Genomic DNA, 22,889 nt, shown 5'->3' with positions numbered 1-22,889 from the left:
CGCTGCCGCTGCTCACATCGCTGCGTTCAGGCGGCCGGTAATTGCGCGAGCCGGCGCTGCCAGGCGTCGATGGCGTCGGCCTGGAATGCTTCGAGCGTTACAGGTGCCGGGTCGCGCAGCGCGAGCCCCAGATGCCGGGACGCCGCGATCAGCGCATCGAGCGGATGCTCGGGATCGAGCGCCTGCGCGCCGGTCTGCTTCGACAGCTTTTCGCCGTCCGCATTCGTCACGACCGGGACGTGCAGCCAGGCGGGCGTCGGCACGCCAAGGCAGCGTTGCAGCCAGATCTGGCGCGCCGTCGAATCGAGCAGATCCGCGCCGCGTACGACGTGCGTGATGCCCTGCTCGGCGTCGTCGACCACCACCGCAAGCTGGTACGCCCACTGCCCATCCGCGCGCAGCAGCACGAAGTCGCCCACTTCGGTCGCGAGATTCTGCGACTGCGGACCTTGCCAGCGATCGTCGAAGCGGATCACGGCTGAGTGCGCGGGCGCGCTCGCATGTGTGTCCGCGTGTTTGTCCGGGTGGGTGTCATCAGGCACGCGCAGGCGCCAGGCGCGTGCGGGCTTGCCGTGCAGGCCGTCGCGGCAGGTGCCGGGGTAGATCAGCGTGGTGTTGCGCTGATGCGTGAGCAGTTGCGAATCGGCGATTTCCTTGCGCGTGCAGCCGCACGGATACACGTGGCCCGCCGCGATCAGCGCGTCGAGCGCCGTGCGATAGCGCTCGATCCGCGCGCTTTGCCAGACGGGCGGTTCGTCGGCGTGAAAGCCGAAGCGTTCGAGCGTCGCGAGGATGTCGAGGTCGGCGCCGGGCACGGTGCGCGGGCCGTCGATGTCCTCGACGCGCACGAGCCACGTGCCGCCGTGCGCGCGTGCGTCGAGCCAGCTCGCGAGCGCCGAGACGAGCGAGCCAAAATGGAGCGGGCCGGTCGGCGAGGGCGCGAAGCGTCCGCGATAGGACAGAGGGCCGGATGGTGCTGCGCGGCGGGTGTCAGTCACGCTCGTGCGGGCTCAGGCGCTCTTGTGGGTTTGCGTTGGCTTGCGCCGAGGCGTCGCCTTCGCGCGCCGGATGGCAGGCGGGGCAGGTCTTGCCCGCGACATAGAGCGGCGACGCCAGCCCGGCGGGCGTCACGGCCGCGCCGCACGAGAGGCACTGCACGGTGGGGGACGGCGCGAGTTTCGGATCGAGCGCGGTGCGCTGGTCGAACACGAAGCAGTCGCCGCGATAGTGCGCGCCGCCCACTTCCTCGAAGTACTTGAGAATGCCGCCTTCGAGCTGGTAGACGTGTTCGATGCCCACTTCCTTCATGTGGATCGCGGCCTTCTCGCAGCGGATGCCGCCCGTGCAGAACGACACGACGGTCTTGCCTTCGAGATCGGCCCGGTTCGCCTCGATCACGCCGGGGAATTCGCTGAACCTGTCGATGCGGTAGTCGAGCGCCTGATCGAACGTGCCCACGTCGACTTCGAAAGCGTTGCGCGTGTCGAGCATGACGACCGGGCGGCCCTCGTCGTCGTGGCCGCGGTCGAGCCAGGCCTTGAGCGCGACCGGTGAGACAGACGGCGCGCGGCCTTCTTCGGGGCGGATCGCGGGCTTCTTCATCGTGATGATCTCGCGTTTCAGGCGCACGAGCATGCGCTTGAACGGACGCGTTTCCGAGAAGCTTTCCTTGAACTGCAGCGTCGCGAACTTGCCTTCGAAGAGCGGATCGTGCCGGATGTAGTCGATGAAGGCGCGCACGGCGGTTTCGTCGCCGGCGACGAACAGATTGATGCCCTCCGGCGCTAGCAGGATCGTGCCCCGTAAATCGAGTGACTGACAGCGTTCGAGCACGAGCGGACGCCATTCGGCGAGTTTGTCGAGCGTCGCGAACTGGTAGGCGGAGAGATTGAGGATGCGCATGAGGAAAACCGTTGAGACTTGCCCGTGGCGTCCGGCTTTCTGAGTTGGACCGGGCGGCGGGCGCAATTCGCCATTATCCCTCAACCCGGCTTCGCGACGTGGCGCCTGGTCCAGGTTCGGCCAGGTTCGCCCCAGCTTTGCCCGCGGGCCTGGGAGGGCTTGTCCAGACGGCCAACGTCGCCCGGGCGGTCCGAATTCGCGTGAGGCTGGAGTTACAATGGCGCCCATGTCAGATCCCCGCTTCGTTCATCTTCGCATCCACTCCGAATTTTCGATTGCCGACGGCATCGTGCGCCTCGACGACCTCGTCAAGGCGGCGGCGAAAGACGGCCAGGGGGCGCTCGCGCTTACCGACCTCGCCAACGCATTCGGTCTCGTTCGTTTCTACAAGGAAGCGCGCGGCAAAGGGATCAAACCCATTGCCGGTTGCGACGTCTGGGTCATGAATCCTGACAATCGCGACAAGCCTTCGCGTCTTTTGCTGCTCGTGAAGGACAAGCGCGGTTACCTGAACCTCTGCGAGCTGCTTTCGAAGGCGTGGCTCACGAACCAGCACCGCGGTCGCGCGGAAATCGATGTCGCGTGGCTCGAAGCGGGCCTCGGAGAGGGGCTGCTCGCGCTCTCGGGCGCGCAACAGGGCGATATCGGTCTCGCGCTCGCGGCGGGCAACACCGAAAGCGCGAAGCGTCACGCACAGCGCTGGGCGAAGCTGTTCCCGAACGGCTTCTATATCGAACTGCAACGCTGCGGCCAGCCGGGCGGCGAACCGTACGTCCAGCAGGCGGTTGCGCTGGCGGCGGACCTGAACCTGCCGGTGGTCGCCACGCATCCCATGCAGTTCATGCAGACCGAGGAATACACCGCGCACGAAGCGCGCGTGTGCATCTCGGAGGGCGACATCCTCGCGAATCCGCGCCGCCAGAAGCGCTTCACGACGCTGCAGCGCTTCCAGTCGCAAGCGGAAATGGCGGCGCTCTTCGCCGATATTCCGTCGGCGGTGGCGAACACGGTCGAAATCGCGAAGCGCTGCAATCTCACGCTCGAACTCGGCAAGCCGAAGCTGCCGCTCTTCCCGACGCCGGACGGTCTCTCGCTCGACGACTACCTCGTGCAGCTCTCGAAAGAGGGGCTCGAAAAGCGGCTCGAGCAGTTGTACCCGGACGAAGCGGAGCGTGAGCAGGAGCGCGCGCGTTACTACGAGCGTCTGGAATTCGAGTGCGGAACCATCGTCAAGATGGGCTTCCCCGGCTACTTCCTGATCGTCGCGGACTTCATTAACTGGGCGAAGAACAACGGCGTGCCGGTCGGGCCGGGCCGCGGCTCGGGCGCGGGCTCGCTCGTCGCCTACGCGCTCGGCATCACCGACCTCGATCCGCTGCGCTACAACCTGCTGTTCGAGCGTTTCCTGAATCCGGAACGCGTGTCGATGCCCGACTTCGACATCGACTTCTGCCAGCACGGCCGCGACCGCGTGATCCAGTACGTGAAGGAGAAGTACGGCGCGGACGCCGTTTCCCAGATCGCGACGTTCGGCACCATGGCCGCGAAGGCGGCCGTGCGCGACATCGGCCGCGTGCTCGACCTCGGCTACAACTTCACGGACGGCGTGGCGAAGCTCATTCCGTTCAAGCCCGGCAAGCACGTCACGATCGCCGATGCGATGAAGGAAGAGCCGCTCCTGCAGGAGCGCTACGACAACGAAGACGAAGTGCACCAGCTGCTCGACCTCGCGCAGCTCGTGGAGGGCCTCACGCGCAACGTCGGCATGCACGCGGGCGGCGTGCTGATCGCGCCGGGCAAGCTCACGGACTTCTGCCCGCTCTACACGCAGGGCGACGAAAGCGGCGTCGTGAGCCAGTACGACAAGGACGACGTGGAAGCCGTCGGCCTCGTGAAGTTCGACTTTCTGGGCCTCACGACGCTGACGATCCTCGACTGGGCCGAGCGCTATATCCGTAGGCTCGACCCGTCGAAGCAAGACTGGTCGCTCGCGCAAGTGCCGCTCGACGACGCGCCGTCGTTCCAGATCCTCAAGAAGGCGAACACGGTCGCCGTGTTCCAGCTGGAAAGCCGCGGCATGCAGGGCATGCTAAAAGACGCCCAGCCCGACCGCTTCGAGGACATCATCGCGCTCGTGGCGCTGTACCGGCCGGGCCCGATGGACCTGATCCCGAGCTTCTGCGCGCGCAAGCACGGCCGTGAAGTGGTGGAGTATCCCGATCCGCGCGTCGAACCCGTCCTGAAAGAGACCTACGGCATCATGGTCTATCAGGAGCAGGTGATGCAGATGGCGCAGATCATCGGCGGCTACTCGCTGGGCGGCGCCGACTTGCTGCGCCGCGCGATGGGCAAGAAAAAGGCCGAGGAGATGGCCACCCATCGCGAGATTTTCGCCAAGGGCGCCGCGACGAACGGGCTCACGCGCGAGAAGTCCGACGAGATCTTCGACCTGATGGAGAAGTTCGCGGGCTACGGCTTCAACAAGTCGCACGCGGCCGCCTATGCGCTGCTTGCGTACTACACCGCATGGCTCAAGGCGCACCATCCGGCGGAATTCATGGCGGCCAACATGTCGCTCGCCATGGACGACACCGACAAGGTGAAGATCCTCTTCGAGGACTGCATCGCGAACGGCATGAAGGTGCTGCCGCCCGACGTCAATGCATCGGCGTACCGCTTCGAGCCGGTCGCCGATTTCGATCCCGCGGTCGTTGGCGCGCGCTCGCGCACGATCCGCTATGGCCTGGGCGCAATCAAGGGCAGCGGCCAGAACGCCATCGAAGAGATTCTGCGCGCGCGTGAAGAGGGCGGACTCTTCAAGGATCTGTTCGACTTCTGCGAGCGGATCGACCGGCGCGTCGTGAACCGCCGCACGATCGAAGCGATGATCCGCGCGGGCGCGTTCGACACCATCCACGCGAATCGCGCGCAACTGCTCGCGTCCGTGCCGCTCGCGATGGAAGCCGCCGACCAGGCGAGCGCCAACGCCATGCAGGCGGGCCTCTTCGACATGGGCGATGCGCCGCTGGCCGCGCACGAACTCGTCGACGAGGCGGCCTGGCCGGAAAAACGCAAGCTTCAGGAAGAGAAGGGGGCGCTCGGCTTCTATCTCTCCGGGCATTTGTTCGACGCCTACAAGGACGAAGTGCGCCGCTTCGTGCGCCAGAAGATCGGCGAGCTGAAGGAAGGGCGCGACAAGCTCATCGCGGGCGTGATCGCCTCGCTGCGCACGCAGATGACCCAGCGCGGCAAGATGCTGATCGCGCTGCTCGACGACGGCTCCGGACAGTGCGAAGTGACGGTCTTCAACGAGCAGTACGAGGCGCACAAGGCGCTCTTCAAGGAAGACGAACTGCTGGTCGTGCAGGGCGGCGCGCGCAACGACGCCTTCACGGGCGGCATCCGTTTCACCGTGGACACGGTGATGGATCTGGAGCGTGCGCGCAGCCGCTATGCGCAGGCCGTGAAACTGCAGGTGAACGGCAACGCCGACGTGCACGCGCTGCGCGCCGTGCTGGAGGCGCATCGCGCGAAACCCGATGACACGCTGCCCGCGCCCGCCGAGCCGGCACGCGCGCGCGGCGGCCGCGAGGGCGGCGGCTATGGCCGCGATCGCGAGCGCAGCCACGCGGTGATTCCGAACGGGCTCGCGGTGCAGATCGCCTATCGCAACGAACGCGCGGAAGGCGAGGTCCGGCTGGGCGACGCATGGCGCGTCAAACCCACCGACGACCTGCTCGCGGCGCTGCGCAGCGAACTGGCCGGTAGTTCCATCGAGATCGTGTACTGAGAAAGACGGGGCCCGCAGCAGGGCTTCGGTCGGAGCGCGTGGCGACTTGCCATGCACGGCGGCGAGTCGCCTATAGCGGCAGCTCTGCCAGACCGCGCGCGGCGCGCACCGTGCCGTCCGCGATGCGCGCCTTGACGCGCTCATAGTTGGAGTTTTCCTGCGTGCGCGGCTGCTCCCGGTGCCACAGGTGGAATATCTCTGTGGCGTATGCGCCGAGCTTGCGGTGCACGTTGCAATTGGCGAGCCGGATCACAAGATCGGCATCCTCATGCCCCCAGCCGACGAAGCTGGCGTCGAATCCGTTCACGCGCTCCAGATCGCAGCGCCACGCGCTCATGTTGCAACTCTTGATGCCGCGCCATTTGAAATGGTCGATGTCGCGCCATTTGTGGTCCGGCAGTTTGATGAAGAGCGGCGCGATCTTGTTGACATGGCCGCCCATGCGCTGCCGTGCCCAGAAGCCGGGGCCTTCGTCCGGCAACGAGAGCTTCCGGTCGATGACCTGTTGCGTCAGCGTTTCGTCGAGCAGAATCCGGCTGCCTGTGACGACGACGTGCTCGGTGGCGAGTTGCCGGTGTCGCTGTACGAAGTCGTGCTGTGGAACGCAATCGCCATCCAGAAAGATCACGTAGTCGCCACGGGACTTCGCAATCCCTTTGTTACGAATCTCGGCGGCGCGGAACCCGTCGTCTTCCTGCCAGACGTGGTCGATGCGTACCGTGCTGGCCTGCGCGCAGCGTCCAACGGTCTCGCGCGTCGAGCCGGTTGAACCGTCGTCGGCGACGATGATTTCGTAGTTCGTGTCGGTCTGCGCGGCGCAGGCGGACAGTACGCGCTCAAGTGCGTCGGGCCGGTTATAAGTGCTGACGACCACGGAAATCAGCATGTCGCGCGGCCCGTTCATTGGCTGCTCGCGCGGTCATCGGGGGAGGTGGCCGCAGGCTGTTTCGTATCGAGCAGCATCAGCTTCAGGTAACGGTAGTAGGTGCCTTCGGCGTTGGAAATCGCGAGCACGAGGCCCATCTTGCCGTCAAGGAACCCGCGTCGGATGATCCAGGTGCGCACGAAGGTCCAGAACCCGTGCATCAGTGCTTTGCCGAGGCCGCCGCGCTTGCCGCGCACCGCGCCCTGCGTTGCGCCGTAGCTCGAATAGCTGTCGATCTTGCCAAGCACGTCGGAGAAGTCGCGAAAGCTGTAGTGAAGCAACGGTTCGCAAAGCGTGGCGATGTTCGAATTGGGCGAGTAGAGCACGCGTTCATGAACGAGATCGTTCGAGAAGCGGGCGGCGTCGCGGCGAAAGAGCCGCGTCACATAATCGGGCGACCAGCCGGAGTGGTGTATCCACTGCCCGCAGTAGTTCGAGCGGCGGGGCAGCTGGAACAGGTCGGCGGCGTTCGCTTTTACGCTCGCCAGAATTTCATCGCGCAGCGCTGGGGAAACGCGTTCGTCGGCATCGAGCGAGAGAATCCAGGGCCCGCGCGCCGTTTCGAGCGCGCGCTGTTTCTGCGGCCCGAAGCCGGGCCAGTCCGTTTCGACGACCGTTGCGCCGAACTCGCGGCAGATTGCCTGGGTGCCGTCCGTGCTGCCCGAGTCGAGTACGACGATTTCGTCGACCCAGCCATGGACCGATGCAAGACACTCCCGAATATCGAGTGCTTCGTTCTTGACGATGACGATGACACTGATCGCATCGGATTTGGCGATGTCACTCATCGGCGCTGGCTTGCGAAGGCTCGAAAAAGGGGCCGAATACCGCGGGATTCCGCCGGATACCGACCGCTGGATATCGCGCTGAAAACCGATCGGAGCCGGTTCTGGCGTTGTAAATGGTTCATCGGCGCACGTTCGTGCCGACGCGAAAACGAGGAGTATATACAAAATTTGCGCCAGTACACCGTGCGCGGGTGGCGGGTGACGGCGCTCACGCTGACTGTCCGCAAGGCGCGCGAACATCGCCCGGGAGAACCAGTTCATCGCCGCATTGGCCGAGCGTTTACAATGGCGTACTTGTTTGTCCGCCTGCGGGCGGAACGCTTCATCCGCATTTTTTCGAGGGCATTTTGGGCGGGAAATCAACCCTGAGCAAGCCGGTCGGTTCCGGCACGAAGTCGTCGCCGGTGCAGATCGGGCGCCGGCTGTGGCCGTATCTGAAGCCCCTTGTCTGGGTGCTCATCGCCGGCGTGGTGTCGATGGCCGTGGTGGCCGCCACCGAGGCTGGCATTCCCGCGCTGCTCAAGCCGTTGCTAGATCACGGCTTCGGCACGCGGGGCGATCCGAAGGCGAAGTGGCTGGTGCCGGTCGCGGTCATCGGGCTGTCGCTCGTACGCGGCGTTGCGCAATATGCATCCGGCTATCTGCTGCAATACGTGTCGAACCGCGTGCTGCTCGCACTGCGGCTCAAGATGTTCGAGCGGATGATTCACGCAAGTGTCGGGTTCTTCCAGCGCGAAACCGCGAGTACGGTGATCAACGCGATCGTCTTCGAAGTCAACCAGATTCTGGGCGTGCTGCTCGGCGTGCTGGTCACGCTCGTGCGCGATTCGCTGACGGTGGTGTTCCTGCTCGGTTACCTGTTTTACCTGAACTGGCGGCTCACGCTGATCGTCGCGGTGCTGCTGCCGGGCATCGGCTGGCTCGTCAGCAAGATCAACCGGCGTCTGCGGCGTCTGAACCGCGAGCATCAGTCGCTGACGAACGAGCTGTCTTATATCGTCGAGGAGACCGTCGGCGGCCACAAGGTCATCAAGGTTCACAATGGCGAGCAGTACGAAGAGGATCGCTTCGGCGAGATGAGCCGCCGGTTGCGCGGCTACCAGATGCGCATGACGGTCTCGGGCGGGCTCGCGCAGCCACTCACGCAGTTCCTTGCGTCGATCGCGCTGGCGATCGTCATCACCATTGCGGTCGTGCAGGCGTCGAATGACCAGACGACGGTCGGCGGGTTTGTCGCGTTCGTCACGGCGATGCTACTCGTGATCTCGCCGCTCAAGCACCTGATCGACGTGAACCAGCCGCTGCAGCGCGGGATGACCGCGGCCGAGCTGATTTTCGGGCTGATCGACGAACCACCGGAGCCCGCTGGCGGCGGCAAGTCGCTCGAGCGCGCGCGCGGCGAGGTGGAGTTCCGCGATGTTTCGTTCGCCTATGGTGCGAGCCATCGCGCGACGCTTGACCATGTGTCGTTCCGGGTGAAGCCTGGCGAGATGGTGGCGCTCGCAGGTCCGTCGGGTAGTGGCAAAACGACGCTCGTGAATCTTTTGCCGCGCTTTTTCGACCCGACCGGCGGTGAGGTGCTCGTCGACGGTGTGCCGATTACCGACTACGACGTGCATGCGTTGCGCCGACAGTTCGCGATGGTGAGCCAGGACGTGGTGCTGTTCAACGATACGGTCGCAAACAACGTCGCCTATGGTGAAACGGCGGATCGCGAGCGCGTGCAGCGCGCACTGCGTGCCGCGAACCTGTGGGAGACGGTCTCGTCGCTTCCTGACGGCATGGACACGTTGATCGGCGACAACGGAATGAAATTCTCGGGCGGGCAGCGCCAGCGCCTCGCCATCGCGCGTGCCATTTACAAGGACGCACCGATCCTGATCCTCGACGAAGCGACGTCGGCGCTCGATTCGGAATCGGAGCGCCATGTGCAGGCGGCGCTTGAAACGCTGATGCAGGGGCGCACGACGCTCGTGATCGCACACCGTCTGTCGACGATCGAGCGCGCGGATCGCATCCTCGTGATGGATAGCGGCCACATTGTCGAATCCGGCTCACACCAGCAGTTGCTCGAGAATGGCGGGCTGTACGCGCACCTGCACCGGATCCAGTATCAGCAAAGCGCTGCTTGATGTGACCGTGGCGGCGAGTGTGACGCTGCGGCGCGCGAGGTTGCGCACGCCGCAGCGGTGATCCGGCGAGCGCCGATGGCGCTATCCGGCGCGTGCGAGGATGCGCGGCCGTGAGCCCGGGTTTGAGCCTGGGTTTGAGCCTGGGTTTGAGCCGGGTTTTGATCCGTTAGTCGGCGCAGGAAGGCGAAAGCCGATGCGCGGTCAGTTGCTGGCGTACGGCGTCCATGATCTGCGCGGGCTCGATGGTGTCGACGTTGCCGCCGCATTGCAGGCCGATGGAATGGCATGCCTCGGTCAATCGCAGATAGGGCGGTTCGCGGTGCGAGAACAGCGAAACGCTTGGCGTGGACGTGCTATGGGCGACGTGCATGAGTCCGCCATCGGCGCCGACAAACAGCGCGGCGTGCGCGACGATCTCCCGTGCCTGCAGGAACGCCAGCTTGCCGGTGAGCGAGCGGATCGCCACGTTGCCCGGCGCGCGCGCAGATCCTGCGCGATTTCCGTGCCGTTATCCGAGCCGAGCACGACAATTTCCTTAGGTATGCGAGCGTCGTCGCAGCGGCTCATCATTTCGACGAATTCCGGCCAGCGGTGGTACGTCCGGTTGGGGTCCGCGCCGCCTGCGGCGAGTGCGATGAACGGTTGCGCAGGAAGCAGAGGGCGCACCGAGTCGCGCGTCGCGTCGCAGCTGGACAGATAGGGCTTGCTGATCGAAGCCAGCTCGCGGGCGTTGTAGCCAAGCGAGAAGACGTCGTTCACGCTCGCATAGCTAAAGCAGGTCTGATTGCGATCGGGTCCATTGAAGTACTGGTACAGGCACGCATGGGGCAGTATGGGAAAGTAGCGTGCCTTCAGGCGGATCGACTGCAGGTTGTATTCGGACAGCAGTATCGCGTCGTACAGGTTCGCGTCGACGTCGAGCGGGTCGCCGTATACCGTGCCGAATATGTCGTCTTCTCCGAAAAGCGGAACCTGCGACGGCAATGTGAGGAGGTCGAGGCAAACACCCGTGTTTTTGAGCAGCGCGCGGCCCGCCATGTCCATCGTCGCATCGCCGAAGTTCCGCTTGGCGTAAAGCCACAGCACACGCTGCGAGCCGTCGAGATGCGGCCGTTCGCGTCGAAGCTGCCGGCGCGCGCCCAGCAGCATGCTCTTGTGCAGGTACTTCTTCGCAATCTTGATGCGACTGTTGCCGTTGAGAAATACGTCTGGTTCGTGCGGTACACCCGCATACGGAATGTTGACGGACCTGGCGACCGCGTTGTCCAGCCAGTCGGCAAGCGCAAACCATGAAGTGCTCGGGCGGGGCTGCTGAAACACGGGCCTTGTCCTAATTCTTGTCCACGGGTGGGCGCCAGGTCTAACATGGCGGCGGCCCTTGCCCGGGGACTGGGGCGGTATCAGCTGACGGTGCGGCTCGCGCCGCTCCTGCAAGACTTACAATTCGTTTGAGCAACTCATGTGTGAGTACAATGTCAGGCTTCTCATCCGGCTTGAGACGCGTAAAAATTGCGCTGGGGTCAAGTATCTTTACCGATAATAGAAAATCATAATGCCGACATCCGTTAAAACTGACAAACAACAGACGGTGCACGGTGACTGGTTGATTGCGCTTTTTCTGCTGACATTTCCGTCTGTAGCAATGTTTCTGAATGGCGGCGCGAGCGCCATGTCGATCATCGCGTCGGCTCTTTCGCTTGCCGTGTTGTGCTGGCGGCGTTCCGGCGCACCCTATGGTGACGCGCGTTACGCGCGCCCCAGGTATCTTGGGCTGGCCGTCTGTGTCGCGCTGGCCGGGCCGCTTGTCGCCGTGGTGCTGAGCACGCTCCTGCACGGCCACGTGTCCCTCCGGGACTGGGATTCTCCGTCGCGGTTTCTTCTCGCCGTTCCGCTTTTTCTCGCCCTGCGACGCGCGCCGCAGCGGGTCTTCGCGCGGGCGGATCTTTCCTTTACGCTTGGCGCGCTGTCGACCCTGGTGATCATCCTGTTCATGTCGCGCGACTGGGGTGATGGCCGGGTTAGCAGCAAGTTTCTCAATCCGATTCATTTCGGGGACATCGCGCTTGCGTTTGCCGTGCTGTCGGCGCTTTCGCTGAACTGGTGGCGCAAGGACCCGGTGCTTTTGCGCGTACTCAAGATCGCAGGTATTTTTGCAGGCCTCGCGGTTTCGTTGCTTACGGGTTCGCGCGGCGGATGGGCCGCGATTCCGCCCATGGCCGTGCTGATTCTGTGGGAGCGCGGCCGCGGCAAGTCCTTGCGCTGGAACGTGCTGGCGCCCGTTGCCGTTGCGGCGCTGCTTGCGCTCGTCTACGGCCTGTCCGGTTCGGTGCGCGAGCGTGTCGACATGGTGTCGTCCGATTTGGCGCAGTACACGCGCGGGGAACGCGATACGGCGGTTGGAATCCGGCTGCAGCTCTACGACGTGGCATTTACGCTGATTCGCCAGCACCCGGTGCTGGGCCTCGGCGGCGAAGGCTTTCGCAATGCGATGCCCGAGCTTGCCCGGCAAGGTGCGCTCACGCCGCTTGCGGCGCAATTCGGCATCGGTGAGACGCACAACCAATTGCTGGCCTATACGGTCAATTTCGGCATCGTGGGCGGCATTGCGTTGCTTGGCATCTACGTCGTACCCGCACTCTTTTTCGCGCGCCGTTTGGGGGCCGCGTCGGGCACGGTGCGTCGTACGGCGCTCATGGGACTTTCGTTCGTTCTGATGTTCTTTATTTTTGGCTTGACGGTGGAGACTTTCGACCTGAAAGGCACGGTGGCTTTCTATGCGACCATGGTCGCCGTGCTGCTGGCGATCACCGATCGCGCCGACGCCGTGTCAACCGCTTAATCATTCGAATCGACATGTTCAGCATCCTGATTCCGACCTGGAATAATCTGCCGTATCTGAAACTGTGCATCGACAGCATCCGGCGCCACTCCGCGCATGAGCATGAAATTCTCGTGCACGTCAACGACGGCAGTGACGGCACGCTCGAATGGGTCCGCGAGCAGGGCATTCGACACACCTGGAGCAAGGGCAACGTTGGCGTATGTATCGCGGTCAACGACATCGCACGCCTTGCATCCCACGAGTGGCTTCTGTATATGAACGACGACATGTACTGCACGCCGGGGTGGGACACCGCGTTTGTCGACGCGCTGCGTGGGCTCGGGAATACGCCGGCCTATCTGGCATCCACGATGATCGAGCCGACCGATACCGGCAACGCGCTCGTGACGGTCGCGCACTTCGGCACCGGCCCGGCCGATTTCAATGAGGCGCGATTGCTGGACTTTGCGGCGAACATGGACACGGTTGACCGGGATGGCGTCGCATTGCAGCCGACGCTCGTGAGTCGTGAGCTCTGGCTGCGGGTCGGCGGCTACAGCATCGAATTCGGGCCGGGCATGAGCAGCGACGACGACTTCCTGATAAAGCTGTGGCTTGTCGGCTGCCGGGTATTTCGCTCGGTTGGCGCGAGCCGCATCTATCACTTCGGTTGCCGCACGACTGGCCGTATTCGTCGCAATCGCGGCAGCCGCGAGTTCCTGATGAAGTGGGGGATTTCGCAGCGCGATTTCAGACACAACTATCTTGGCCAGACCGGTAACCCCGCAGCCGGAACGCTACCGAACGTGCCGCGTCCCGGTTTCATGAGCCGCCTGAAGCGGGTTCTCTATGCGTTCGGGCTCTATCCGACCGAGGACCTCGAAGCCTGGGAGCCGAACCTGCCGGCGCAACTGCAACATACCGCTGCCTTGACGGACCGCGACACGTCTCGCCAATAACATCGAACGTTGGCGACGCGACAGCCTTGCGGCAAACGCGCACAAATCGTACGACAAATCGAACTGACTGCGCTTTAGCCTTATGCAGAAGCGAGGCCCACGGATTCTTTCAATACCTGGAACGGTATTTTAGAGGAACAGGGGTTAACCCTGACTCTCGATCTCTCCTAGACTGTGTTCACCGGTCACATGCACACACCGTCGCATGCAGGCCGGATCAGCAAATGGAGGATGTACCGTGAAGTCCCTGATTCAAGCCGTTGCCGTTGCCGCCGCACTCGTCGTTCCCGTCGCTTCGTTCGCCCAGTCGCACTCGACCATCACGCGTGAGCAGGTTCGCGCGGAACTCGTGCAACTCGAGCAGGTGGGCTATCACGTCGGCGAAGGCGACAACACCAACTATCCGGAGGCGATCCAGGCCGCTGAAGCACGCGTGGCCGCGCTGAACGCCAGGACCGGGGTTGGCGGCGTGGCCGATGGCTCGTCGCAAGCCGGTGGCCAGCCGAAGGTGTCGGCGCAGGACTGGAACGCGATGTACACCCGCTGAGCACGCCGCTTTCCGTTGAGCGCGCAACGAGGCGGACTGTGAGCCGCCGCGCCGCTCAGCGAAGTGCGCTGGCGTCGCTGTTAGTGTTATCGGCGTTATCGGTACTCCCAGCGCGGGTTTCGCGCAACTGATCGAGCAGCGTTCGCGCCTGGGCGACAGTGTCGCCGCGCACAGGATGGAACACAAAACGCGGCGCCGCTTCCAGTTTCGCGAAGTTGCGCCGGGTGCTGCGCGTATAGGCCGGATCGTAGTGCTCGGCGACGAGCGCCTCGGTCAGCGTCATGCGATCGTCGGAGTCGAGCAGACGGCACCACGTCTCGATGCGCTCGTGTCCATGCAGCGGCACGAGCTTCAGCAGTTGCTCCCGGAAGTAGTCGCGGTCGGCGAGCAAGTGGCCGTATTCCTCCAGCAGCAGCGCGACGCGCTCGTCGCGCGCGACATCCACCACGACGCACGGCGCCGCGCGCATCGTGTCGATGAGCGCGACCGGCACCGTGATGGTGCCGATGCGCCGGCTTTCCGCTTCGACGAATACGGGCCGCTCCGTATCGAGCGCGTGCAGCGCCTGAATCAGCGCCGTATCGAACGACTTCTGCGACGGCTGCCCGCGTTCGGGCAGCGCGCCCAGCAGCGAGCCGCGATGCGCCGCGAGTGCTTCGAGATCGAGCGTCTGCGCGCCGGCTTCCGCGAGCGCCTGCAACAGGCGCGTCTTGCCGCTGCCCGTGGGGCCTGCCAGCACGATATAGCGGTAGTTCGCGGGCAGGGCGCCGAGCGCCTCGACCACGGACTGCCGGTACGCCTTGTAGCCGCCTTCGAGCTGGCGTGCGCGCCAGCCGATCATGTTGAACATCGTCGTCATCGACCCGGAGCGCTTGCCGCCGCGCCAGCAGTAGATCAGCGGGCGCCAGGTGCGCGGCCGTTCGGCGAAGAGCGTGTCGAGATGCGCGGCGATGTTGCGCGCGGCGATTGCCGCGCCAACGCGTGCGGCTTCAAACGGCGATTGCTTGTACAGTGTGCCGACGATCACGCGTTCTTCATTGCTCATCACCGGCGCGTTGATCGCGCCGGGAATGTGGTCTTCCGCGTATTCGAGCGGCGTTCTGACGTCGACGATTTCGTCGAATTCGCCGATCTGTCCGATGGTGACGCGCTGCTGGTTCAACTGCTCTGCTCCGTGATACTGCGTTACATCAGCACGATATCGTACTGTTCCTGGCTCAGGTTCGACTCGACCTGAAGCGACACCGGCTTGCCGATGAAGTCGATCAGCATCGCGAGATGCTGCGACTCTTCTTCGAGAAAGAGGTCGATCACTTGCTGCGACGCCACTACGCGGAATTCGCGCGGATTGAACTGGCGCGATTCGCGCAGGATTTCGCGCAGCACGTCGTAGCAGACCGTGCGCGCCGTTTTCACCTGACCCTTGCCGAGGCACGTGGGGCACGGCTCGCACAGCACGTGCGCGAGCGATTCGCGCGTGCGCTTTCTCGTCATCTCGACGAGCCCCAGTTGCGAGAAGCCGTTCACGGTCACGCGCGTGCGGTCGCGCGAGAGCGCCTTCTTCAGTTCGCCGAGCACCTGTTCGCGATGCTCGACGTTCTCCATGTCGATGAAGTCGATGATGATCACGCCGCCGAGATTGCGCAGGCGCAACTGGCGCGCGATCGTGTGCGCCGCTTCGAGGTTGGTCTTGAAGATCGTGTCGTCGAAATTGCGCGCGCCCACGTAGCCGCCGGTGTTCACGTCGATCGTCGTCATCGCCTCGGTCTGGTCGATCACGAGATAGCCGCCCGACTTGAGATCGACGCGCCGCGACAGCGCGCGCTGGATTTCGGCCTCGATGTTGTAGAGGTCGAAGAGCGGGCGCTCGCCCGCGTAGTGATGCAGCTTCGGCGACACGGCCGGCGTGAATTCCACCGCGAATTCCATGAGCTTCTGGAAGGTCTCGCGCGAATCGACCTGCACGCGCGTCGTCTCTTCGTTCACGAAGTCGCGCAGCACGCGCTGCGCGAGATTCAGGTCCTGATAGAGCAGGCTCGTGGCGGGCAGGCGCTGCGCCTGCGCGAGAATCGTCGTCCAGGTCTTGCGCAGATACGCGACGTCGGCGGCGAGTTCTTCGCTCGATGCGTCTTCGGCAATCGTGCGCACGATGTAGCCGCCTTTCTCGTCGGCGGGCAGCACGGCCGTGAGGCGCGCGCGCACCGCTTCGCGCTCGGCTTCGCTTTCGATCTTCTGCGAAATGCCGATATGCGGCTCCTGCGGCAGATAGACGAGCGTGCGCCCCGCGATGCTGACCTGCGTCGAGAGCCGCGCGCCCTTCGTGCCGATCGGATCCTTCACGACCTGCACCATGAGCGTCTGGCCCTCGAAGACGGTTTTCTCGATGGGCTGATGCGGCGCGCTCTGATGCGTTTCACCGGCGATGCGCGGCTGCCAGATGTCGGCAACGTGGAGGAATGCGGCGCGTTCGAGGCCGATGTCGATGAATGCCGACTGCATGCCCGGCAGCACGCGCACGACGCGGCCGAGATAGACATTGCCGACGCGCCCGCGCGAGAGCGTGCGCTCGACATGAAGCTCCTGCACTGCGCCCTGCTGGACGAGCGCGACGCGCGTCTCCTGAGGCGTGACATTAATCAGGATTTCTTCGTTCATGGTGTTGTTTTAAAAGTCGATGCGCGCCGCGCGCAGGAGGGCGGCTGTTTCGAATAATGGCAAACCCATGATACCCGAATAGGATCCGTCGATTCGCTCGATGAATTCGGCTGCACGGCCCTGAATGCCGTATGCACCGGCCTTGCCGAAGGGTTCGCCGCTCGCGACGTAGCGCGCAATTGCCGCGGGCAGCGCGGCCGCGAAGCGCACATGCGAGTGCGAAAGCGCGACGGGCAGGCACACGCCTGCCGCATCGACGACGGCCACCGCGGTGAGCACCTCGTGGTCGCGTCCGGCGAGGCGTTCGAGCATCGCGTAGGCGTCGGCGGCGTCGTGCGGCTTGCCGAGGATATGGCCGTCGATCGAGACCGTGGTGTCGGCGGTGAGGATCGGCGCGAACGGATGCGCGCCCGCGACAAGCCGCGCGCGCGCCGCATCGGCTTTGGCCGCGCACACGCGCGTGACGTAGTCGGCGGCGCGCTCGCCGGGCAGCGCGGCTTCGAGCGCTTCGGCGTCCTCGTCGGGGCGCGGCAGCAGCAGTTCGAAGCGCACGCCGAGCTGCTGCAGCAACTCCTGGCGGCGCGGGCTTTGCGAGGCGAGATAAACGTACGGATAAGTCACGGAGGAGGCCATCTGAGCGTCTCGGACGTGGCGGATAGTCGAATCAATCGGATCAATCGAATCAAACGGATCAGGAAAAACGGCGCGCGCAGCGCCCGCTGCGCGCGGATCATGCGGATTGCACAAATCGTGCGGATTTGCGCGGATCAAACGCGATGATAGGGGTGATTCTGCGTAATGGTCCAGGCGCGGTACAGCTGCTCGGCGAGCAGCACGCGCACCATCGCGTGGGGCAGCGTGAGGCTCGACACGCGCAGGAGCAGATCGGCGCGCGACTTGAGTTGCGGGTCGAGCCCGTCCGCGCCGCCGATCAGGAACGCCACGTCGCGTCCGTCCTGCTGCCACAGCGGCAGCGCCTGCGCGAGCTGCATCGTGGTCCAGTCCTTGCCGCGCTCGTCGAGGGCGACGAGACGTGCGTTCTTCGGCAGCGTCGCTTCGATGCGCGTGCGCTCGGCGGCCATCACGCTTTCGGCGCTGCGGCTCGACGAGCGCTGCTCGGGTTTCACCTCGCGCAACTCGATGCGCAACTCGGGCGGCATGCGCTTCGTGTATTCCTCGAACCCCTCGGCGATCCAGTCCGGCATCTTGTGGCCGACGGCGACGATATGCAGCTTCATCGGATCAGCGTGCGCGCGGCGCTCACTTCGCGGCGCTGCGGCGCGCGGGGCTCTTGCGCGCGGGTGCGCCGGGCCGTGCGGCAGCGGGCCTTGCAGCAGCGGGCTTTGCGGCGGTCTTCCTGGCGGCGGGCTTGGCGGCGGTTTTTGCCGCGGCCTGCTTCACAACCTTCTGCACAGGCTTCTTCCCTGCCGGCTTTTTCGCGGCGGCGGGCGCTGCGTGGCCGATATCGTCCTCGTCTTCGTCGTCCATCGGCTCGCTCGGCTGCGCACCCGAGAAACCGCCGACGCTCGCGAGCTTGAGGCGCACGGGCTTGTCGCCCCAGATTTCTTCGAGGTTGTAGTACTGGCGCAGCGCCGGTTGAAGGATATGGACGACCGCGTCGCCGCAATCCACGAGCACCCATTCGCCGATGTCCTCGCCTTCCGTGCTGACGATGTCGCCGCCGGCTTCCTTGACCTTTTCGCGCACGCTGTTGGCGAGCGCCTTGGTCTGGCGGTTCGATGTGCCGCTCGCGACGATCACACGGTCGAAGAGTTCGGTCAGGTGGCTGGTGTTGAACACCTTGATGTCCTGTGCCTTGACGTCTTCGAGGCCGTCGACGATAGCGCGTTGCAGTTTGCGGATGTCCATATTTACTCGTGGTACAGATGATGTTGAAGAATATAGTCCCACACGGGCGCGGGAATGGAGGCGGTGGGTGTGCCGGTGTCGTGCGCGGCGCGGCGTGCGCGGATCTGTCGGCGGATTTCGGTGGCCGACACATCGTACGCGAGCGCCTCGTCGATCATGACGCAGCCGTGCGGCGTCGCGGCGAGCGTGGCGGGCGCGGCACGCCGTGCATCGACTTCGGCGGCGACGGCGGGCGGCACCGACGCGAAGTCGAAGCCCGGACGGCTCGCCACGCCGACGTGCGCGAGGGCGAACAGTTCGCGCCAGAAGTGCCAGGTGTCGAGATGCAGCAACTGGTCGGCGCCCATCAGCAGCGTGAGCGAAGCGTCGCTGCCGTGGTGCGCGCGCCAGCGGCGCAGCGTTTCGACGGTGTACGTGGGGCCGTCGTGCTCGATCTCGTCGGTATCGACGTGAACCGTCACGCCCGGCAGCACGAGCGATGCGGCTGCCGCGCGGGTCATCGCGAGCCGGTGCCCGGCGGCGCTCACCTCGGGCTTCTGCCAGGGCTGGCCGGCCGGCAGCAGCACCAGTTCCGTGAGGCCGAGCAGCCCGGCGAAACGCCGTGCGAGCGCGAGGTGGCCCTCGTGGATCGGATCGAAGGTGCCGCCGAGCAGGCCGATGCGGCGCGCGAGCGGACGAGGCGAATCGACTGGCGTCACGGCGTCAGATCCAGTCGCGCACGGGCAGGAAATCGGTGTAGAGGCGCGCTTCCGGCGAACCGGGCTGGGGCCGCCAGTCGTAGCGCCAGGTCGCGCTGGGCGGCATCGACATCAGGATCGACTCGGTGCGCCCGCCGCTTTGCAGACCGAAATGCGTGCCGCGGTCGAGGACCAGGTTGAATTCGACGTAGCGGCCGCGGCGGTAGGCCTGGAATTCGCGCTCGGCTTCGCCGTACGGCATCGCGCGGCGTTTTTCGATGATCGGCAGATATGCCTTGAGAAAGCCCTCGCCGACGCTCTTCACCATCGCGAACGCCTGCTCGAAGCCGCCTTCGGCGTAGTCGTCGAAAAAGATCCCGCCGATGCCGCGCGCTTCGTTACGGTGCTTCAGGAAGAAGTATTCGTCGCACCAGCGTTTGAAGCGCGGGTAAAGATCCGGGCCCCAGGGCGCGAGCGAGTCGCGGCAGACGCGATGAAAATGCTGCGCGTCTTCCTCGAAGCCGTAGTAGGGCGTGAGATCCATGCCGCCGCCGAACCAGAAGACGGGCGCTTCGCCCGCCTTGGTCGCGAGCAGCATGCGCACGTTCATGTGCACGGTCGGGCAGTACGGATTGCGCGGGTGCAGGACGAGCGAGACGCCCATCGCCTCGAAGCCGCGGCCGTCGAGCCCGTTGCGCGCGGCGGTGGCCGAGGGCGGCAGGGCGTCGCCCGAGACGTCCGAGAAACCGATGCCCGCGCGCTCGAAGAACTGGCCGTCTTCGAGGATGCGCGTGCAGCCGCCGCCGCGCAGTTTCTCGCCTGCGGCGCGCTGCCAGCGGTCGGTGGCCATCGGCGTGCCGTCGAAGTGGCCGAGCGCGTCGGCGATCTGCGTCTGCAAGCCGGACAGCCAGGCGCGCACGGCTGCGCTGTCGGGAGTCGTGCGCTCGTCGGGCGCGCCAGTGCTGATTGAATCGGTCGTCATCGTTATGTGCGGGCGTTATATGTCAACAGCGGCTTTAACAGCGGTGTCAACGGCGGCTTTAACGGCGGTGTCGACGGAGGGTCGAACCGCGCGCCGGACAGCTTTGGCGGGCGCGAGGGCCTGGTTCGGTGGCCGGTGTCGGGCCGCTGGCGCACGGATGAGCGCGCCAGCGGCTGACAGCGGCAGTGTAGCGCCGTTCGGGCAGACGGCGGCGGCGAGGCTTACTGCTTGCGGCCGGCGGCGCGATAGCCGATGTCGTGGCGATACTGCATGCCGTCGAACGAGATGCGGTTCACGGTCTCGTACGCCACCGACTGCGCGCTGCGCACCGAATCTGCGAGGCCGACCACGCACAGCACGCGGCCACCCGACGTGAGGAGCTTGCCGTCGACGAGCTGCGTGCCCGCGTGGAACGTCACGGAATTGGCGGTTTCGGCGGGGATGTCGCTGATGCGGTCGCCCTTGCGCGGCGTGTCCGGATAGTTGTGCGCGGCGAGCACGACGCCGAGCGCCGTGCGGCGGTCCCACTCCAGCTCGACCTGGTCGAGCGTGCCCGCGATGGCGTGCTCGACGACCTTCGAGAAATCGCCCTTCAGGCGCGCCATGATCGGCTGCGTTTCGGGGTCGCCCATGCGGCAGTTGAATTCGAGCGTCTTCGGGTTGCCCTGCGCGTCGATCATGAGCCCGGCGTAGAGGAAGCCCGTGAAGCGGATGCCTTCCTTCTCCATGCCCGCGACGGTCGGCAGGATGATTTCCCGCATCACGCGCGCATGCAGTTGCGGCGTGACGATGGGCGCGGGCGAGTAGGCGCCCATGCCGCCCGTGTTCGGGCCCTGGTCGGCGTCTTGCAGGCGCTTGTGGTCCTGGCTCGATGCGAGCGGCAGCACGTGCTTGCCGTCGACCATGACGATGAAGCTCGCTTCTTCGCCCGCGAGGAATTCCTCGATCACGACACGCGCGCCGGCGTCGCCGAGCCGGTTGTCGGCCAGCATCATGTCGATGGCCTGATGTGCCTCTTGCAGTGACATCGCGACGACCACGCCCTTGCCTGCGGCGAGGCCGTCGGCCTTGATGACGATGGGTGCGCCGTGCGTGTCGATGTAGGCGTGCGCGGCAGCCGCGTCGGAGAAGGTCTCGTAGGCGGCGGTGGGGATGCCGTGGCGCTTCATGAACGCCTTGGCGAAATCCTTCGAGCTTTCGAGCTGCGCGGCTTCCTTCGTCGGGCCGAAGACCTTCAGACCGCGCGAGCGGAACACGTTGACGATGCCGGCTGCGAGCGGCGCTTCGGGACCGACCACGGTCAGCGCGACCTGTTCGCGCTCGGCGAAGTCGGCGAGTTCGTGGATGTCCGTGATGTCGACGTTGGCGAGCCGCTCGTCCTGCGCGGTGCCGCCGTTGCCCGGTGCGACGTAGACGAGCTGCACGCGCGGCGCCTGGGCGAGCTTCCACGCCAGCGCATGTTCGCGGCCGCCAGAACCGACGACGAGTAACTTCATTTGAATCCCCGAAAGACCAGAAAACAGTGAGGCCGGCGCGTGGGCGCCGGCCGCGGTATCACACGCTGTATGACGATGACGCGGCGATGCCGCCCCGGCAGGGCGGCGCCTGCGTCATTCGTCGGCGATCGACGCGTTGGTGTAGACCTCCTGGACGTCGTCCAGGTTTTCCAGCGCGTCGAGCAGTTTTTGCATCTTCACCGCGTCGTCGCCCGTGAACTCGACTTCCGACTGCGGCTTCATCGTGACTTCGGCCATTTCCGCCTTGAAGCCCGCGGCTTCGAGCGCGGCCTTCACCTTCGGAAAATCGAACGGCGGGCAGACCACTTCGATGCTGCCGTCTTCGTTCGTCACGACGTCGTCGGCGCCCGCTTCGAGCGCGGCGTCCATGAGCTTGTCCTCGGGCGTGCCCGGCGCGAACACGAACTGGCCGACGTGATCGAACATGAACGCCACCGAGCCGTCCGTGCCCATGTTGCCGCCGAACTTCGAGAACGCGTGGCGCACTTCCGCGACGGTGCGGGTGCGGTTGTCGGTCATCGTATCGACGATGACGGCCGCGCCGCCGATGCCGTAGCCTTCGTAGCGGATTTCCTCGTAGTTCGCGCCATCGACGCCGCCGACACCGCGCTGGATGGCGCGGTTGATGTTGTCCTTGGGCATGTTGGCGTCGTACGCCTTGTCGACCGCCAGACGCAGGCGCGGGTTGGAGTCGATATCGCCGCCGCCCATGCGCGCCGCCACCTGGATTTCCTTGATGAGCCGCGTCCAGATCTTGCCGCGCTTCGCGTCAGTAGCGGCTTTCTTGTGCTTGATGTTGGCCCATTTCGAATGACCCGCCATACCTTTCTCCGTCGCATGCGCCAGCGCGGGCGCGTGCATTGTGCAATCTGCAGTTGTCGATGCGTGTTCGCGGGCGAGGCTGCGCAGTGCCGCCGCTGCGGCGCGTGGCCGGTACGCCCATGATTGGTTTGTCCGCCCGAAACGCGGTGCGCTCGCGAGCCAGGCGCCGTCTTGCGCTTGATTGCGCCCGGCTGTGCTTCGTTGCGCACGGCGGCGGCCGGCTGCGGCGCGGATCCGGTTCGCGCGGGCCGCATGCGCGGGGTGGGCGCGCCATGCAGCGGGTGCGCCGGACGCCCGTTCAGGTGGATCTGAATTTTATCACGGCGGCGTCGCCGGACCGTGGCCCCCAAGCAGTGCGCAGGGCGCTCTTTGCGGCTAATTTGCGCGGGCGATTTGCCTGGATGATGGCTGCGGGTGATTTGTGCGGGTGATTTGCCCGCTTCGGTTCGCCTCGGCCCGCTTCGATCCGCTTTGCGGCTGCCCGGCGCGACTGAGAGGCGCGG

General features: G+C 65.2%; 20 protein-coding genes. 6 read left to right on the top strand and 14 right to left on the bottom strand.

Going from position 1 to position 22,889, the window contains the following annotated elements:
• Nucleotides 1–26 precede the first annotated feature (26 nt).
• Together gluQRS and ACFPTO_RS16530 are read right to left on the bottom strand one after the other, a co-directional pair.
• Nucleotides 27–962, bottom strand: coding sequence for a tRNA glutamyl-Q(34) synthetase GluQRS (gene gluQRS / locus ACFPTO_RS16535; protein WP_377712924.1), 936 nt, complete (start codon nucleotides 960–962; stop codon nucleotides 27–29).
• Nucleotides 963–990: 28 nt separating this feature from the next.
• Entirely contained in the window at nucleotides 991–1,902 is a 912-nt protein-coding gene (locus ACFPTO_RS16530) for a sulfurtransferase (RefSeq protein ID WP_377712807.1), read from the bottom strand.
• 217 nt (nucleotides 1,903–2,119) lie between these two features.
• Between ACFPTO_RS16530 and dnaE the strand changes: the two genes are divergently transcribed.
• A complete protein-coding gene (dnaE, locus tag ACFPTO_RS16525; protein ID WP_377712805.1) occupies nucleotides 2,120–5,692 on the top strand; it encodes a DNA polymerase III subunit alpha in 3,573 nt (1,190 codons plus the stop codon).
• A 70-nt stretch (nucleotides 5,693–5,762) separates the two neighbouring features.
• Here the strand turns inward: dnaE and ACFPTO_RS16520 are convergent, their stop codons facing one another.
• On the bottom strand, nucleotides 5,763–6,596 hold the full coding sequence (locus tag ACFPTO_RS16520) for a glycosyltransferase family 2 protein (RefSeq protein ID WP_377712803.1): 834 nt from the start codon (nucleotides 6,594–6,596) through the stop codon (nucleotides 5,763–5,765).
• Nucleotides 6,593–7,405, bottom strand: a complete 813-nt coding sequence (locus ACFPTO_RS16515) for a glycosyltransferase family 2 protein (protein WP_377712801.1) — start codon at nucleotides 7,403–7,405, stop codon at nucleotides 6,593–6,595. Before ACFPTO_RS16515 ends, ACFPTO_RS16520 begins: the two co-directional genes overlap by 4 nt.
• A 347-nt stretch (nucleotides 7,406–7,752) precedes the next feature.
• Here ACFPTO_RS16515 and msbA point away from each other — a divergent pair, with 347 nt between their 5' ends.
• Nucleotides 7,753–9,537, top strand: coding sequence for a lipid A export permease/ATP-binding protein MsbA (gene msbA / locus ACFPTO_RS16510; protein WP_377712799.1), 1,785 nt, complete (start codon nucleotides 7,753–7,755; stop codon nucleotides 9,535–9,537).
• A 166-nt stretch (nucleotides 9,538–9,703) separates the two neighbouring features.
• Here msbA and ACFPTO_RS16505 read toward each other — a convergent pair whose 3' ends face one another.
• Nucleotides 9,704–10,003 carry a glycosyltransferase family 9 protein gene (locus ACFPTO_RS16505; protein WP_377712797.1) on the bottom strand — a complete coding sequence of 100 codons (300 nt, stop codon included), beginning with the start codon at nucleotides 10,001–10,003 and terminating at the stop codon, nucleotides 9,704–9,706.
• 356 nt (nucleotides 10,004–10,359) lie between these two features.
• Between ACFPTO_RS16505 and ACFPTO_RS16500 the strand changes: the two genes are divergently transcribed.
• The 4 genes from ACFPTO_RS16500 (at nucleotide 10,360) to ACFPTO_RS16485 (ending at nucleotide 13,864) form a co-directional block, all read left to right on the top strand.
• Complete coding sequence (locus ACFPTO_RS16500; RefSeq protein WP_377712795.1) at nucleotides 10,360–10,830, top strand: hypothetical protein; 471 nt, start codon at nucleotides 10,360–10,362, stop codon at nucleotides 10,828–10,830.
• Nucleotides 10,831–11,206: 376 nt separating this feature from the next.
• Complete coding sequence (locus ACFPTO_RS16495; protein ID WP_377712793.1) at nucleotides 11,207–12,376, top strand: O-antigen ligase family protein; 1,170 nt, start codon at nucleotides 11,207–11,209, stop codon at nucleotides 12,374–12,376.
• Between the two features lie 14 nt (nucleotides 12,377–12,390).
• Nucleotides 12,391–13,317: a glycosyltransferase family 2 protein gene (locus ACFPTO_RS16490; RefSeq protein WP_377712791.1), complete on the top strand. Its 927-nt coding sequence runs from the start codon at nucleotides 12,391–12,393 to the stop codon at nucleotides 13,315–13,317.
• 238 nt (nucleotides 13,318–13,555) lie between these two features.
• A complete protein-coding gene (locus tag ACFPTO_RS16485; RefSeq protein ID WP_377712789.1) occupies nucleotides 13,556–13,864 on the top strand; it encodes a DUF4148 domain-containing protein in 309 nt (102 codons plus the stop codon).
• Nucleotides 13,865–13,919: 55 nt separating this feature from the next.
• On the opposite strand, the gene mnmH is transcribed toward ACFPTO_RS16485, so the two are convergent.
• From mnmH to ACFPTO_RS16440, 9 genes are all read right to left on the bottom strand, one after another.
• Nucleotides 13,920–15,026, bottom strand: a complete 1,107-nt coding sequence (gene mnmH / locus ACFPTO_RS16480; RefSeq protein WP_377712787.1) for a tRNA 2-selenouridine(34) synthase MnmH — start codon at nucleotides 15,024–15,026, stop codon at nucleotides 13,920–13,922.
• A 23-nt stretch (nucleotides 15,027–15,049) separates the two neighbouring features.
• Nucleotides 15,050–16,519 (bottom strand): ribonuclease G, encoded by a 1,470-nt coding sequence (rng, locus tag ACFPTO_RS16475; RefSeq protein ID WP_377712785.1) that lies wholly within the window; start codon nucleotides 16,517–16,519, stop codon nucleotides 15,050–15,052.
• Between the two features lie 9 nt (nucleotides 16,520–16,528).
• Nucleotides 16,529–17,152, bottom strand: a complete 624-nt coding sequence (locus ACFPTO_RS16470; protein ID WP_377712783.1) for a Maf family protein — start codon at nucleotides 17,150–17,152, stop codon at nucleotides 16,529–16,531.
• Nucleotides 17,153–17,286: 134 nt separating this feature from the next.
• The gene (gene rlmH, locus ACFPTO_RS16465; protein ID WP_293033550.1) at nucleotides 17,287–17,757 is read right to left on the bottom strand and encodes a 23S rRNA (pseudouridine(1915)-N(3))-methyltransferase RlmH; all 471 of its coding nucleotides are present in this window, start codon (nucleotides 17,755–17,757) and stop codon (nucleotides 17,287–17,289) included.
• A 22-nt stretch (nucleotides 17,758–17,779) separates the two neighbouring features.
• Nucleotides 17,780–18,388, bottom strand: a complete 609-nt coding sequence (gene rsfS, locus ACFPTO_RS16460) for a ribosome silencing factor (RefSeq protein WP_377712781.1) — start codon at nucleotides 18,386–18,388, stop codon at nucleotides 17,780–17,782.
• A 2-nt stretch (nucleotides 18,389–18,390) separates the two neighbouring features.
• Nucleotides 18,391–19,086, bottom strand: a complete 696-nt coding sequence (locus ACFPTO_RS16455; protein ID WP_377712779.1) for a nicotinate-nucleotide adenylyltransferase — start codon at nucleotides 19,084–19,086, stop codon at nucleotides 18,391–18,393.
• A gap of 4 nt (nucleotides 19,087–19,090) precedes the next feature.
• The gene (hemF, locus tag ACFPTO_RS16450; RefSeq protein ID WP_377712777.1) at nucleotides 19,091–20,047 is read right to left on the bottom strand and encodes an oxygen-dependent coproporphyrinogen oxidase; all 957 of its coding nucleotides are present in this window, start codon (nucleotides 20,045–20,047) and stop codon (nucleotides 19,091–19,093) included.
• Nucleotides 20,048–20,268: 221 nt separating this feature from the next.
• Nucleotides 20,269–21,543: a phosphoribosylamine--glycine ligase gene (gene purD, locus ACFPTO_RS16445; protein WP_377712775.1), complete on the bottom strand. Its 1,275-nt coding sequence runs from the start codon at nucleotides 21,541–21,543 to the stop codon at nucleotides 20,269–20,271.
• Nucleotides 21,544–21,657: 114 nt separating this feature from the next.
• The gene (locus ACFPTO_RS16440) at nucleotides 21,658–22,386 is read right to left on the bottom strand and encodes a YebC/PmpR family DNA-binding transcriptional regulator (RefSeq protein ID WP_296653296.1); all 729 of its coding nucleotides are present in this window, start codon (nucleotides 22,384–22,386) and stop codon (nucleotides 21,658–21,660) included.
• Between the last annotated feature and the right edge of the window lie 503 nt (nucleotides 22,387–22,889).

This window comes from Paraburkholderia denitrificans, from assembly GCF_042655705.1.
Classification (GTDB): domain Bacteria; phylum Pseudomonadota; class Gammaproteobacteria; order Burkholderiales; family Burkholderiaceae; genus Paraburkholderia; species Paraburkholderia denitrificans.
Note: the sequence above shows the minus strand (reverse complement) of the source record. Positions and strands in the feature narration are given on the sequence as shown.

Bases quoted from the DNA above. Each gene is read 5' to 3' on its own strand.
- ACFPTO_RS16530 (WP_377712807.1), bottom strand. From the start codon at position 1,902: ATGCGCATCCTCAATCTCTCCGCCTACCAGTTCGCGACGCTCGACAAA.
- dnaE (WP_377712805.1), top strand. From the start codon at position 2,120: ATGGCGCCCATGTCAGATCCCCGCTTCGTTCATCTTCGCATCCACTCC.
- ACFPTO_RS16520 (WP_377712803.1), bottom strand. From the start codon at position 6,596: ATGAACGGGCCGCGCGACATGCTGATTTCCGTGGTCGTCAGCACTTAT.
- ACFPTO_RS16515 (WP_377712801.1), bottom strand. From the start codon at position 7,405: ATGAGTGACATCGCCAAATCCGATGCGATCAGTGTCATCGTCATCGTC.
- ACFPTO_RS16500 (WP_377712795.1), top strand. From the start codon at position 10,360: ATGGGGCAGTATGGGAAAGTAGCGTGCCTTCAGGCGGATCGACTGCAG.
- ACFPTO_RS16495 (WP_377712793.1), top strand. From the start codon at position 11,207: ATGTCGATCATCGCGTCGGCTCTTTCGCTTGCCGTGTTGTGCTGGCGG.
- ACFPTO_RS16490 (WP_377712791.1), top strand. From the start codon at position 12,391: ATGTTCAGCATCCTGATTCCGACCTGGAATAATCTGCCGTATCTGAAA.
- rng (WP_377712785.1), bottom strand. From the start codon at position 16,519: ATGAACGAAGAAATCCTGATTAATGTCACGCCTCAGGAGACGCGCGTC.
- ACFPTO_RS16470 (WP_377712783.1), bottom strand. From the start codon at position 17,152: ATGGCCTCCTCCGTGACTTATCCGTACGTTTATCTCGCCTCGCAAAGC.
- rlmH (WP_293033550.1), bottom strand. From the start codon at position 17,757: ATGAAGCTGCATATCGTCGCCGTCGGCCACAAGATGCCGGACTGGATC.
- rsfS (WP_377712781.1), bottom strand. From the start codon at position 18,388: ATGGACATCCGCAAACTGCAACGCGCTATCGTCGACGGCCTCGAAGAC.
- hemF (WP_377712777.1), bottom strand. From the start codon at position 20,047: ATGACGACCGATTCAATCAGCACTGGCGCGCCCGACGAGCGCACGACT.
- purD (WP_377712775.1), bottom strand. From the start codon at position 21,543: ATGAAGTTACTCGTCGTCGGTTCTGGCGGCCGCGAACATGCGCTGGCG.
- ACFPTO_RS16440 (WP_296653296.1), bottom strand. From the start codon at position 22,386: ATGGCGGGTCATTCGAAATGGGCCAACATCAAGCACAAGAAAGCCGCT.